This is a genomic window from Alicyclobacillus hesperidum subsp. aegles, assembly GCF_027923525.1.
Taxonomy (GTDB): domain Bacteria; phylum Bacillota; class Bacilli; order Alicyclobacillales; family Alicyclobacillaceae; genus Alicyclobacillus; species Alicyclobacillus aegles.
In genome coordinates, this window is sequence record NZ_BSBJ01000011.1 from 1 (window position 1) to 13,522 (window position 13,522).

10 protein-coding genes are annotated in these 13,522 nt (G+C 52.7%); 3 read left to right on the forward strand and 7 right to left on the reverse strand.

The features are described from left to right. From QMF38_RS08275 to cyoE, 4 genes are all read right to left on the reverse strand, one after another. Nucleotides 1-326 (reverse strand): transposase (locus QMF38_RS08275; protein WP_281759197.1); only part of this gene is annotated, 326 nt, incomplete at its 3' end. A gap of 748 nt (nucleotides 327-1,074) precedes the next feature. Next, on the reverse strand, nucleotides 1,075-2,160 hold the full coding sequence (gene ispG / locus QMF38_RS08280; protein WP_281759182.1) for a flavodoxin-dependent (E)-4-hydroxy-3-methylbut-2-enyl-diphosphate synthase: 1,086 nt from the start codon (nucleotides 2,158-2,160) through the stop codon (nucleotides 1,075-1,077). A gap of 122 nt (nucleotides 2,161-2,282) precedes the next feature. Beyond that, nucleotides 2,283-3,407, reverse strand: coding sequence for a zinc-dependent alcohol dehydrogenase family protein (locus QMF38_RS08285; RefSeq protein WP_281759183.1), 1,125 nt, complete (start codon nucleotides 3,405-3,407; stop codon nucleotides 2,283-2,285). Nucleotides 3,408-3,627: 220 nt separating this feature from the next. Then, complete coding sequence (gene cyoE, locus QMF38_RS08290) at nucleotides 3,628-4,554, reverse strand: heme o synthase (protein ID WP_281759184.1); 927 nt, start codon at nucleotides 4,552-4,554, stop codon at nucleotides 3,628-3,630. A 210-nt stretch (nucleotides 4,555-4,764) separates the two neighbouring features. Between cyoE and QMF38_RS08295 the strand changes: the two genes are divergently transcribed. The 3 genes from QMF38_RS08295 to acnA all read left to right on the forward strand — a co-directional run bounded on the left by QMF38_RS08295 (nucleotide 4,765) and on the right by acnA (nucleotide 9,994). Next, the gene (locus QMF38_RS08295; RefSeq protein WP_058094200.1) at nucleotides 4,765-5,727 is read left to right on the forward strand and encodes a glycosyltransferase family 4 protein; all 963 of its coding nucleotides are present in this window, start codon (nucleotides 4,765-4,767) and stop codon (nucleotides 5,725-5,727) included. A gap of 183 nt (nucleotides 5,728-5,910) precedes the next feature. Next, the gene (locus QMF38_RS08300; protein WP_281759185.1) at nucleotides 5,911-7,062 is read left to right on the forward strand and encodes a THUMP domain-containing class I SAM-dependent RNA methyltransferase; all 1,152 of its coding nucleotides are present in this window, start codon (nucleotides 5,911-5,913) and stop codon (nucleotides 7,060-7,062) included. A gap of 211 nt (nucleotides 7,063-7,273) precedes the next feature. Then, nucleotides 7,274-9,994: an aconitate hydratase AcnA gene (gene acnA, locus QMF38_RS08305; protein ID WP_040289859.1), complete on the forward strand. Its 2,721-nt coding sequence runs from the start codon at nucleotides 7,274-7,276 to the stop codon at nucleotides 9,992-9,994. A gap of 45 nt (nucleotides 9,995-10,039) precedes the next feature. On the opposite strand, the gene QMF38_RS08310 is transcribed toward acnA, so the two are convergent. The 3 genes from QMF38_RS08310 to QMF38_RS08320 are packed head-to-tail and all read right to left on the reverse strand — an operon-like array spanning nucleotide 10,040 to nucleotide 13,492. Next, entirely contained in the window at nucleotides 10,040-11,686 is a 1,647-nt protein-coding gene (locus QMF38_RS08310) for a glycoside hydrolase family 13 protein (RefSeq protein ID WP_281759186.1), read from the reverse strand. A gap of 43 nt (nucleotides 11,687-11,729) precedes the next feature. Continuing rightward, on the reverse strand, nucleotides 11,730-12,569 hold the full coding sequence (locus QMF38_RS08315; protein WP_281759187.1) for a carbohydrate ABC transporter permease: 840 nt from the start codon (nucleotides 12,567-12,569) through the stop codon (nucleotides 11,730-11,732). Beyond that, nucleotides 12,569-13,492, reverse strand: a complete 924-nt coding sequence (locus tag QMF38_RS08320) for a carbohydrate ABC transporter permease (RefSeq protein ID WP_281759188.1) — start codon at nucleotides 13,490-13,492, stop codon at nucleotides 12,569-12,571. The genes QMF38_RS08315 and QMF38_RS08320 overlap by 1 nt, the downstream gene beginning before the upstream one ends. Between the last annotated feature and the right edge of the window lie 30 nt (nucleotides 13,493-13,522).

Sequence of the window (13,522 nt, forward strand, 5' to 3'; positions counted from 1 at the left end):
ACGTCGTCAATGAGACCTTTCATTCGTTGCGAGCGGAATCGATTAATGGTTCGAAAGTCTGGAGTCTGTCGTGCAGCGAGCCACATGAAGGGAATATTCTCGCGAAGCGCCTTAGCGATTTGGCGGGAGGAGTAGATCTTCTGGGTATATGCGTAGACCAGGACTTTGGTGAGCATCTTCGGATGAAAGCCGCTACGGCCTCCACCGGGATAGTACTTCAAAAACACATCGTCACTGATGCGGTTAACAGCCTCATTGACGACGCGTACGACGTGACCTGGCGGAATCAGTTCCTCTAAATCCATTGGAAGAAACAGTTGATCCATGTTATAGTCAATGAAGACAACGTTGTTCAAAAGAATCGCCCTTTCTCGGTTGATGTTTGTTGGCACCTACATTTTACCGGAAGGGCGATTCTTTTTGTGGACATGTAGGGCAACATTCAAACAGATTTTCATAAATAAGGGGCTCCCCCTAAGTGCACTTGGCACTTTTGGGACAGCCCCCTGTTCTGAAGTTGCATTCACTTTTTAGGCCAAACTCCATCGATGCGCCTTTAGCCAAGGATAGAGTGCCTCGAGCACTAGCACGATTGGTAAGTCAACCCCAAGTAGTTACCCGAACAATTATGTCAGATACACTACCACGTCAGCCCCATGTTCTTCGTTACCTCAACGACACTTTACGCCGTCGACTCTCTCGCCTTCGGAGCGTGTTGACAAAAAGCCTGTTTCCATTTGATCTCGACACCGAAATACCACTTTCCGGGTTAAGAAACACCTATATTCAATGGTCAAGTAGTTCTTATCTGGCTTGGATCTTCCGGCAAAACTGCGAAGTAAATTGGATTAGAGCATATTCTCGCATCAGAAGATTCGAACCGGCCATTTTCACGAAATGCAGCTACCGCCCTCTCTGTTCCGAATGCACCATAGCAGCAATTCTTGTCATCGGTTCTACAGTTATTTTCGACGTAAATGCAATGAACCCGCAGAAGACGCCCCTTTATCGTCGTCAACTGTTCTCGCCTGCATACTCAAGGGCGATTGACGAAACCCTTCGTGACTTAGTCGATCAATAAATTGAACCTGTTTCAGCGTAGCGCTTTGCCATGATGTCAATTTCCTTCTTCAGTTCCGACACGAGTTCAGCTTCGGGAATTTTGCGTACCACTTCTCCCTTACGGAAAAGTAGTCCTTCCCCACGGGCACCTGCGATGCCAATATCCGCCTCGCGTGCCTCGCCCGGTCCATTGACAGCACAACCAAGCACCGAAACCTTAATAGGTGCACGAATGTTTTGTACGTAGTCCTCAATTTCATTTGCAATGCTGATGAGATCAATATCGATCCGCCCACAAGTCGGACACGATACGATGGTCACGGCGTCCGAAACGATATGGAACGTCTTCAGCAACTCGCGCGCTACCTTAATCTCTTCGAGCGGATCTGCCGAAAGCGAAACGCGCATCGTATTCCCGATGCCCATACTGAGCAAAGTTCCAAGGCCAGCTGCGCTCTTAATCGTACCGCCAAACAGCGTACCTGATTCCGTGATGCCAAGATGCAAGGGGTAATGGAAACGCTCAGCGGCAAGCCGATAAGCCTCAATTGCCATAGGCACATCCGAAGCTTTCATGGAGATGATAATATCGTCAAAATCCAGATCCTCAAGGATTTTCACATGGTGCTCCGCGCTTTCCAGCATACCCTGCGGGGTCGGATAGCCGTATTTTTCGAGGATGTGCTTTTCGAGCGATCCCGCGTTGACACCGATGCGAATCGGAATGCCCCGCTCCTTGCACGCCTTGACGACTTCCTCCACCTTTTCTCGCTTGCCAATGTTGCCCGGATTGATTCGCACTTTGTCAATTCCGTTGCGAATGGCCTCAAGTGCAAGGCGATGATCAAAATGGATATCGGCGACGAGCGGGATGTGAATCTGCCGTTTTATCTCCTTAATGGCAGCCGCAGCATCGCGCGTGTTGACAGTGACTCTGACAACCTGACAGCCGGCGTCCTCCAACCGATGAATTTCCTCCACCGTCGCTTTGACGTCGGCAGTTTTCGTCGTCGTCATGCTTTGAATGATGACTTGATGATTCCCGCCGATGACTACGTCGCCGACGCGCACCGGTTTCGTCTCTTCGCGACGATACATGTCTCTCGTCTCCCTGTCGTTATCTAAACTCCCACTAGCGATCTTAACGAAATTCCGTACATCGTTCAACCGCCATCCGCCAGTTCTGCAGGGACGACATACCATCCCGTTGCCACGTCCTGTTACAGCAGGACGACCAACCTGATTGCATCGCCTTGGCTCAGTCGATCAAAGCCTTCGTTGATTTCATGGAGACCGATGCGATCTGTCAGCAGCTGATCCACCGGCAATTTACCCTGTTTATAAAGTTCCAGGAACCGTGGAATGTCGCGAGCCGGTATGCAACTGCCCACGTATGCTCCCTTGACGGTGCGCTCTTCCGCAGTAAGTGTGACGTGTGGGACAGAAAAGAGGTGACTTGGATCAGAAAGTCCCGTGGTCACCGTCGTCCCACCGCGGCGGGTCACCGCATACGCCGTCTGCATGGCAGGAACCGCCCCGGCTGTTTCGAATGCAAATTCGACTCCACCATCCGTCGCGGCTTTGACAAGGGATATGACATCCGGATAGCGCGCGTCAAATACGTCGGTGGCCCCAAGCTTCGTGGCAAATTCCAGCTTGCTTGGATTTACATCAATTGCTACAATCCGCCGCGCGCCCGCGACAACGGCACCCAGTAAGGCGCTTAGGCCAACGCCGCCAAGTCCGACGACAGCCACGCTGGAGCCCACCGGAACGCGCGCCGTATTGACAACTGCGCCAACGCCCGTCATGACCGCACAGCCGAAAATGGCAACTTGTTCGAATGGAACATCGGGATCGACCTTGACGAGCGAGTTGCGCGCAATCACGGCATATTCGCTGAAGCCGGAAACTCCAAGATGATGGTTGACATCCTGACCACCAAGATGTAGACGCCGCGCCCCAGACAGTAACGTCCCCGCTGCGTTCGCAGCCGCTCCTGGCTCACATAAGGCTGGGCGCCCCTCCTGGCAAGGAAGGCAGTGGCCACAACTGGGGACAAAAGCACATACGACGTGATCGCCAGGAACGAGGTCCTCAACCCTCGGCCCCACCTCGATAACCTCACCAGCGGCCTCGTGCCCTAAAGCCATGGGTAATGGGCGCGGGCGAGAACCGTTTATCACCGACAGGTCAGAATGGCACAATCCGGCCGCGCGCACGCGCACCAGTACCTCGCCGGGGCCTGGTGGATCGAGATCGAGTGTTTCGATGTGAAGGGGCTGGCTGGTCTTATAAGGCGTTTGCAATCCCATCTCGTAAAGTACGGCTGCATGCGTTTTCACGACACTTAACCTCCTTTTGCCCAGGGCATATGCCTTTCGCTTGCCTCCGAGTCAGCCATAAGCCGACTTGTCGTCCATCGTTCCCAAGCCTGGAGACGCGCCGCGCCTGACGATCGCACCCTAGGGCAACTTCTATTGGCATTTTACAGCACCGCGATGAGCCCTGCTTCATAAAAAAGGCTGCCCCCGCGGAGCAGCCTTTCGCTGTAGCTTGTCTACTTTAGAAAATGGACACGGAAAGTACACATACAACACACAAAGCCGTCAAATAGATGAGCGAGAACCGAAATACCTGATTTGCCCATTCGAGATCGCGCTCGGGTTGGATATAGAGACCTTTAACACCGAGGTACAAGAACCAAATTCCGAGAACAGCCATGACGACGAAGTAGATCCAACCTTCAGCACCTAATGGCGTCATCATCAGGGACACGGGAACCATAGCCGCGGTGTACAGTACAATCTGTCGCTTCGTCTCGCGGAAACCGCGGACAACCGGCAACATCGGGATGCCTGCAGCGCGATAGTCCTCGGTCTTCTTCATAGCCAGCGGCAAAAAGTGCGGTGGTTGCCAGAGGAAAAAGGTGAAGAACAAACACCAACCGGCGAGTGAAATGGATCCGCCACTGCCTGCAGCCCAACCGATCAGCGGAGGCATGGCGCCCGACACCCCGCCCAGTACCGTGTTCAGTGTGGTATGCCGCTTGAACCAGACAGTGTAAAGATACGAATACACAAAGAGTCCTACAAAGGCACATGCAGCCGACTGCCAATTGACGAATAAGAGCAGGACCGCGAGACCGACGACACTCATCGACAAACCGATGGCCAAAGCGGCAGCCGGAGAGACCTTGCCTTGTGCCACAGCGCGATGTTTGGTGCGCGCCATATGCTGGTCGATATCGCGATCGTAAAAATTGTTTAGCGCAGCGCCGCCAGCGACGACAAGCGCGGTGCCGACGAGCGTTAGCAAGAGCGTTGCGAGCCCTGGATGGCCACCGGAGGCGACCCACATGCCAGCAAACGTCGCCATCAGATTGGCGATGGTGATGCCCCACTTCATAATGGAAATGTAATCGCGCAACGTCGCTTTTGCATTTTCTAGCCCATTTGACGGCTCCTCGTATACGACCCCGTTTGCTTGCATCCACTTCACTTCCTTGTCGAAGCGGATCGAATGTCCGCCTAGTTCACACAACGATTATGTTTACAGACGTCGGGCAGAAATACAACGGCGAAGGGCGAATTGTCATGCAACCGACATACTTCTAGCACAGACACACACTGACAGCAGTATAGCCGGATGGGCGATGGTTTAGTATAATTGCCGTGAATGTCACTCGAAGGAGAGGACAGTATGCCGCTTTGGCTTTCAGGCGTCACTGCGTTTCTCATCGCCTTTGCATTGGCGCCACACATGCGAAAAGTCGCCATTCGGTTGAAATTTGTCGATTTGCCCAACGAGCGCAAGATCCACCGCGATCCCTTGCCACTGCTTGGCGGTGCCGCCCTTTTTGCCGGCGTTCTCGCCGCATTCTTTTTAGGGTTCGCTTGGAAAGACTGGTTGCAAACGCCTTACGTCGGCGTGCTCATCGGCGCGGCGATGCTGTTTGGAATAGGTCTGTTGGACGACTATTTCAAAACTCGAGGCAAGGATTTCTCAGTCTCCATCCGATTTGTCATTCAAATTTTAGCTGCCCTGTTGGTTCCGTTGTTTGGCGGCGGCATTCAAGGCTTCACATCGCCGTTTGGAGGGCATCACTTTGTCGCTATCCCCACGGTGTTGTCTGTACTTTTGACGGTGCTGTGGATTGTGGGTGTGACCAATGTGTTCAACTTCCTCGACGGCGTCGATGGCCTTGCCGCGGGCATCGCGGCCATCTCGGCGACGACTTTGTTTTTCATCGCCCTCATAAAGGGCGATCACGCATCGGCCTGGTTTGCCATCGCGGTGACCGGCGCGGCGGTTGGCTTTTTACGCCATAACTTCTACCCGGCGCGCATCATCATGGGTGATGCCGGATCCACCGTGCTCGGATACTTACTCGCGGCCATTGCATCGGTTGGCGCGTTTAAATCGGCGACGGTCATTTCTATCGGCGTGCCGATTCTTGCACTCGGCGTTCCTATCTTCGATGCCCTGCGCGTCGTATTCGTTCGGGCACGAGCTGGTAAACCTGTCTATAAGCCGGATCAAAATCACGTGCACCACTGGCTTCTGAGATCAGGACTCTCACAAGTGCAAACGGTCACCGTCGTCTACCTCATCAGCGCATGCTTCTCACTGGCGTCGATGATTGTGCTACTTCTCAACCGATGAGATGAACTTAGAAAAATGACGATGAAGGTGATTGACGAAGATGTTACACGCTTCGAACAACCTTCACGTGAGGCCTTTTTCCCGACGCTTGGCTGGACAGGCACTGACCTGCCGGTCCTTTTCGGGAAAAAGGTCTTTTTCGTACATATGGATACTTGACGTAGGAACGGAGTCGATTGACAGATGGAATTTGAACTCATCGCAACCTGTGCATTCGGTCTTGAGGCATTGACAGCGCGCGAACTCCAGGACTTGGGCTACGAGACGCGAAGTGAAAACGGGCTTGTCCGCTTTCGTGGTGACGCAACAGCTGTGGCACGGGCAAATCTGTGGTTGCGTACGGCCGAACGCGTTTTTATCGAACTTACTTCGTTTCGTGCTGAGACCTTTGAAGACCTGTATCAAGGCACTTTGGCCATCGACTGGTCAGAGTTGCTTCCGGTTGATGCCAACATTCCGGTCGTCGGACGCTCCGTCAAAAGCACGTTACACAGCGTACCTGCGTGCCAAAGTATCGTCAAACGAGCCATTGTCGACAACCTGCAATCAGCCTACGGGCGAGCCACCTTACCTGAAACGGGTGCTCCCGTGCGCGTCGAGGTTTCGTTGCTAAAGGACATTGCCTCCATTCGTCTCGATACTAGCGGTAGCGGTCTGCACCGGCGCGGCTATCGGTTGCTAAATGCCATCGCCCCACTTCGCGAAACGCTCGCCGCTGCGATGGTCCTCCTCAGTCGATGGGATGCACACCGCCCGTTTCGCGATCCGCTGTGCGGATCGGGCACTATTGCCATTGAAGCGGCGTTGTACGGCCAGCGCATTGCACCGGGCCTGTTACGCTCATTTGACGCCGAAGATTGGGCGTTTATCGGTGAAGACGTTTTCGCGCAAGCCCGCGCCGAAGCAGAGGCGGCACGCCGCCACGTCGAGCTCGATATCGTCGCATCGGACAACGATCCCGAGGTGCTTGAACTCTGTAGGCGCCATACGCGTTATGCAGAGGTTGAGGACATGATCCGCATCGAGCAAGCAGATGCCCGCCGCTTCAAGGCCGATCGGGATTACGGCGTGATCGTCAGCAACCCTCCCTATGGCGAACGTTTAATGGAGGTTGAGGAAGCCGCATCCCTGTATCGCGATCTCGGCAAAACATTTCGCAAGTTGGATACTTGGTCCGTCTTTTTGCTAACGTCACATCCGCAATTTGAGCGCTTATACGGCAAACAAGCGGACAAACGGCGCAAATTGTACAATGGGCGAATCGAGACACACCTGTACCAGTACTTTGGTCCATTGCCTCCGCGCAATCTGTCGAATGGTGACGACAAGCATTGACAAGGGGTTATCTCGGGTTTCCTCTGTCTTGCGTGACATTCCAATTGGTAGTAGAGTGACAGAGGGTTCGTCTCATGCGAACGCTTGCAGTTGGGTCGACCTTTCCGGAATGATTTCGATATCCCTATCGGCAATCTGGATGACGGTTCGACAGATCCACGCTGGTGCCGCACAATAGAGACAGAAGCAAGGTTGAAAAGGAGTGAGTCAAATGGGAGCCAAGAATCTTTTTGATTCGAAGCAAACCCTGCAGGTCGGCGGAAAGTCGTACACCTATTACCGCCTGGGAGCACTTGCGGACCATGGCGTTGCGGATATTTCCCGCCTTCCTATCTCTATCAAAATTTTACTAGAAGCGGTACTGCGCCAATACGACGGACGCGTGATCACCGAAGATCATGTCCGCCAATTGGCTAATTGGAACGCGCAAAACCCTGAGAAAACGGACGTTCCGTTTAAACCTGCCCGCATTTTGCTGCAGGACTTCACAGGCGTCCCTGTCGTTGTCGATCTCGCCGCATTGCGTTCGGCAATGCATCGCCTTGGCGGCAATCCGGATCGGATCAATCCGCTGATCCCGGTTGATCTCGTGATCGACCACTCCGTGCAAGTCGACGCGTTCGGCTCACGCGAGGCTCTGGAGTTCAACATCAGCCGCGAGTTTGAGCGCAACGAAGAGCGTTACAAGTTCCTGCGCTGGGCGCAAAAGGCGTTTGACAACTTCCGCGCCGTCCCGCCAGGCATGGGCATTGTGCACCAGGTCAACCTCGAGTATCTCGCGCGCGTCGTGCAAGAGCGCACAGTCGACGGCGAGCAAGTCGTCTTCCCTGACAGCTTGGTCGGCACCGACTCACACACGACCATGATCAACGGCATTGGCGTACTTGGCTGGGGCGTCGGTGGCATCGAGGCGGAAGCCTGCATGCTCGGTCAGCCGTTGTACCTACTGCAGCCGGAGGTCATCGGCTTTAAGCTCACCGGTAAGCTGCCGGAAGGCGCAACGGCGACCGATCTCGCGCTCACAGTTGTCAACATGCTGCGCAAAAAGGGCGTCGTTGGCAAATTCGTCGAGTTCTACGGGGCTGGTTTGTCAAACATCAGCCTGGCGGATCGTGCAACCATTGCCAACATGGGTCCAGAATACGGCGCGACGATGGGCTTCTTCCCAATCGACCAAGAAACGCTCGAGTATATGCGCAGCACCGGCCGCGACGAGTCCCTCATCGCACTGGTTGAGACATATGCGAAAGCACAAGGAATGTTCCGCACTGACGACATGGCAGATCCGGTTTTCACCGATACCCTGGAACTCGACTTGGCCGATGTGCAGCCTTCTTTGGCTGGTCCAAAGCGCCCGCAAGACAAAATCCTGTTGTCCGACATGAAGAAAAAGTTCGAGGAAGGGCTCACGAAGCCGGTGAACGAAGGCGGCTTTGGGGTTGCCGACGCGATCGACAAGACGGCGACCGTGCAATACGAAGACGGCGCGACGGCAGAACTGCATCAAGGTGCGCTCGTCATTGCGGCCATCACCAGCTGTACCAACACCTCGAACCCATCGGTCATGATTGGCGCTGGCTTGGTCGCGAAGAAGGCCGCAGAGAAAGGCTTGACGACACCTCGCTATGTCAAAACGTCGCTCGCCCCCGGCTCGCGCGTCGTCACCGACTACCTTGAGAAGGCTGGCTTGCTCCAACCGCTCGCTGAACTCGGATTCGACGTCGTCGGTTACGGCTGTACGACCTGTATCGGTAACAGCGGTCCGCTGCCGGATGAAGTGAGCAAGGCGATTCAAGAGAATGATTTGCTTGTCTCGGCCGTGCTTTCGGGCAACCGTAACTTCGAAGGCCGCATTCACTCTTTGGTACGTGCAAACTACTTGGCATCGCCACCGCTGGTGGTCGCGTACGCACTCGCCGGCACAGTCGATATCGACTTGACCAAAGAGCCGCTTGGCAAGGACAAAGATGGCAACGACGTATACCTGAAGGACATTTGGCCGACTAACGAAGAAGTGCAAGAGACGATTCGCAAAGTCATCAGTCCAGAACTGTTCCGCAAGGAATACGAGAGTGTGTTCACGAACAACGAACGCTGGAACGCTTTGGACACGCCGGATGGCGACCTTTATGTGTGGGATGAACAATCGACCTACATCCAAGAGCCGCCGTTCTTCGTCGGTCTGACGCCGGATGTCCCGGATATCGAAGAGATCCGTGGGGCGCGCGTACTCGCATACCTTGGCGACTCCGTGACGACGGATCACATTTCGCCAGCCGGCAGCATTGCGCAAAGTAGCCCTGCTGGACAATACCTGAAGAGCCATGGCGTCGAGCCGTACGACTTCAACTCGTATGGATCCCGCCGCGGCAACCACGAAGTGATGATGCGTGGTACGTTTGCCAACATCCGCATCCGCAATCGCGTTGCACCGGGTACGGAAGGCGGTTATACGACTTACTTCCCGACCAACGAAGTGATGCCGATTTACGATGCAGCCATGCAGTATCAGCAGAACGGCCAACCACTCGTCGTGATCGCCGGAAAAGAGTATGGTACGGGTTCGTCTCGTGACTGGGCTGCAAAAGGCACGTATTTGCTCGGCGTGCGCGCCGTGATCGCGGAAAGCTTCGAGCGGATTCACCGTAGCAACTTGGTCGGTATGGGCGTGCTGCCGCTCGAGTTCCAAGCCGGCGAAAGTGCAGAAAGCCTCGGTCTGACGGGCCGTGAGACATTCAGCATTCTTGGCCTTACGAATGAGTTGGAGCCACGTTCGACGGTCGACGTCAAAGTGGAGCGAGAAGACGGTTCGTCATTCACCTTCAAGGCGAATGTCCGCCTGGATAGCGATATTGAGGTTGAATACTACCGCAACGGTGGTATTTTGCAGACGGTATTGCGCAACTTCGTGCGTGAAGAGCAACAGGCATAAGCGGCAGAATGTAAAGGGGACCCCGTGGTGGGTCCCCTTTTGGTCTTAAACAGGCTTCTCTACAACATTCATAGCATAGATTCTCGCTTCGTACGCACGCAATCGCGTGTCCGTGACGTCCGTTTGATCTTCATAATTGGCGAGGACAAGATGTGCGTCACTATCTCGAAACAACTCCGGAAATTGGAAGTAGGTGTCCGATTCTGCGTGATTTAGCACGATGAGAAATACATCATCCTGCCATTGTCGTGTATACATATACAAGTGTGTGTCGCCTTCCGACAAATCTGTATAATCCCCATATATAAGAGCTGGATATTGCCGTCGCAGCGAGATTAAAGCTTTATAGTACGCAAAAATGGAATCCGATTGTGCGCGATCCTTTTCCACGTTAATTTCACGGTAATTCGGGTTAACGGGAATCCATGGTTCGCCAACTGTGAAACCCGCGTTTGGTGAGTCATCCCACTGCATCGGTGTTCGCGAATTATCGCGTGCAAGAGGAGCAAGTTCAGCAAGAACCTCGTCCGGCTTCCTTCCTCTATCCACTTCCTCTTGATAGCGGATGCGCAGCGCAATATCCCGGTAACTTTCGATCGTCGAAAAATGTACGCCCGTCATGCCGATTTCCTCACCTTGATAGATGTAGGGAATACCCGGTAAGGTGTGTATCATTGTGGCTAACAGTTTCGCCGACTCCATTCGATACTTGCCATCGTTACCGTAACGTGTAACTTGACGCGTGTGGTCGTGGTTATTTAAAAATTGGGAGTTCCACCCTCGCCCATAAAAAACGTCGTGCCAGCGTTTTTGAATCGATTTAAAGCGCAACATGTCCCATGTCGGCATCTCGTCACAAACTTGAAAATGGAACAGCGTATGCAATTCACGTCGATCCTGACCGACGTACTTTAGCCCCTCCTCTGGCGTCACAAACGGTATTTCTCCCACAGTGAGAACGTCATAGTGTCGTAGAACGCGATCGTGCATTTCCCGTAGGTATTCGTGAATGCCTGGATTATTGGCGAGATAACTAATATGAAAAGGATCCTCCGCATCAAAAAACCGAGCTGGTTTCGCCAAAAGGTTGATCGCATCCATGCGAAAGCCGTCGATCCCCTTGTCCAACCAAAACTTCATCATCTCATAAACGGCATTGCGCACTTGCGGATTCGCCCAGTTCAGATCGGGTTGTTCAGTTGCGAACGAGTGAAAGTAATACTGTCCCGTCGCTTCGTCCCATTCCCAGACAGACGGAGTAAAATATGAACGCCAGTTGTTCGGTGGCGCACCATTTCGGCCATCTCGCCAAATGTACCAGTCTCGCTTTGGATTGTCGCGCGACGAACGGGATTCCAGAAACCATGGATGAAGATTTGATGTATGATTGACCACCAAGTCCATGATGAGCTTCATGCCACAGGCATGAACTTCATCAAGCAGCCTTTCCCATTGTTCCATTGTGCCCGCCTTCGGCATGATGCGATAGTAATCCGATATATCGTATCCATTGTCACAATCCGGTGACTCGTAAATGGGATTCAACCAGATGACATCGACACCGAGTTCTGACAGGTAATCAAGTTTTTCAATCACCCCACCCAAGTCCCCATACCCATCGCCGTTCGAGTCTTTAAAACTACGCCAATAAACCTGGTATACGACGACTTCTTTCCACCAATCGCGCTTCATATTTTCCTCCGACATACGATTTCTTGATAAGTTTTCGAAACAGTTATCCCTTTAATCCTGCGCTCGCTACACCTTGAACAAACTGGCGTTGGAAGATCACAAAAATGATCATCATGGGCACGGTGAGCAGCAACATCCCTGCCATGACACTGTTCCAGTACGCATTATACTGCCCATAAAACGAATTCAGCCCGACCGGCAGGGTATACATAGAAGTTGTTTGGCCAATTAGCAAAGGCCACAAAAATGAATTCCAGTTGCCCTGAAATGTAAGTATGGTCTGTGCCGCCAATAAGGGCTTTGACAGGGGTAACATAATTCGAAAGAACATCCCCCAGTGACCAACCCCGTCGATGCGTGCGGCTTCCTCTAACTCCTTAGGTATGCCAAGAAAGAACTGCCGGGACAAAAACACCATGGTTGAACTAAGCAAAAATGGAATCGTCAAGCCTGCGTAGGAGTTGATCCATCCCAAGTTCACCAAGATGATATAGATAGGGACGAGTACAACTTGCCCAGGAATCATCATAATCCCGAGGAACAAATAAAACAAAAACCCGCGAAATGGGAACCTCAGCCTTGCAAACGCGTACCCCGCAAAGGTGTTGACTACAAGATTGCCGACTGTCACAATGACTGCGACGATCAAACTGTTCAAGAACCATCTTGCAAAAGGAAAGTCATGTAGGATGGATGCATAACTTGCGACGGTAAGTGTCTTCCATGGAACAAGTAACTGAAACACCTCAGATGTCGGTTTAAGCGATGTGTACAATGACCAAAGGAACGGCAAAAGAGAAACAAGTGCATAAGCGATGGCCACCACATATAGTCCGATACGTGCTCGTCTCCAGTTTGCGCCGCGCTGACGTGTCGCCAACATTACGAATCCTCCCGTCCCAAGAACAGTTGTTGAATGAGTGTAAGTACCAAGATGATGGCAAACAATACGAATCCCATTGCCGACGCATAGCCCATTTGCATCGTCCGGAATCCTTTTTCAAACAAGTCAAGAACCACCGTCATCGTATCCTGTTGTGGTAGTGAACTATTGCCGGAGATCACGTATACGAGGTCAAATACCTGGAATGCCCCAATCATACCGAGTACCACAACTAGAAACGTCGTCCGCTTTAGCATGGGTACAGTCACACTGCGCAGTATCTGCCACCCTTCAGCACCATCGATGGCAGCCGCTTCGTACAACTCAGTCGGTATATCTTGCAATGCTGCGAGATAGATGATCATGAACTGTCCTGCTGTCGTCCAAATGGCTACCACCATAATGGCCGGAAGCGCGAACATTGGGCTATTGAAGTAATCCGGTCCTTGAACGTGTAAAGTGAGAAACAACAAGCGATTGAGCAAACCATTGGGCTGAAACAAAAACCCAAAAATGACCGCAACCCCTACCGTCGACGTGATAGATGGCAGATAGTAAATGATGCGAAAGACGGTCTTGCCACGGATGCGGTTAACCACAACTGCGAGCAACATGGCTAAGGCCGTCTGCACGGGAACCACGACCAAAGCGTATAAAGTCGTGTTCCAAAGCGCTCTAAGAAACACAGGGTCTTGAAATAAGTGGATGTAATTTTGAACCCCGATGAAGTGAGCATCCAGCGGATCAAGATACGAAAAATGCTTGAAACTGACAACAAAGGCGTACACTATGGGGCCAAGCAAAAATACAAACAGTTCTACAAGTGCTGGCAAGATAAACAAATATCCCGCCAAAGCTTGGTCTACAGTGCTCCTTCGGAAGCGAGAACGCCATGCGCGACTAGGCTGTACCGAAACCGCCAAATGTACTACCTCCTTTGCACGAGCTTATCT

Coding starts and splice junctions, on each gene's coding strand:
- ispG (WP_281759182.1), bottom strand. CDS start 2,160: ATGTATCGTCGCGAAGAGACGAAACCGGTGCGCGTCGGCGACGTAGTC.
- cyoE (WP_281759184.1), bottom strand. CDS start 4,554: ATGCAAGCAAACGGGGTCGTATACGAGGAGCCGTCAAATGGGCTAGAA.
- QMF38_RS08295 (WP_058094200.1), top strand. CDS start 4,765: ATGCCGCTTTGGCTTTCAGGCGTCACTGCGTTTCTCATCGCCTTTGCA.
- QMF38_RS08300 (WP_281759185.1), top strand. CDS start 5,911: ATGGAATTTGAACTCATCGCAACCTGTGCATTCGGTCTTGAGGCATTG.
- acnA (WP_040289859.1), top strand. CDS start 7,274: ATGGGAGCCAAGAATCTTTTTGATTCGAAGCAAACCCTGCAGGTCGGC.
- QMF38_RS08310 (WP_281759186.1), bottom strand. CDS start 11,686: ATGAAGCGCGATTGGTGGAAAGAAGTCGTCGTATACCAGGTTTATTGG.
- QMF38_RS08315 (WP_281759187.1), bottom strand. CDS start 12,569: ATGTTGGCGACACGTCAGCGCGGCGCAAACTGGAGACGAGCACGTATC.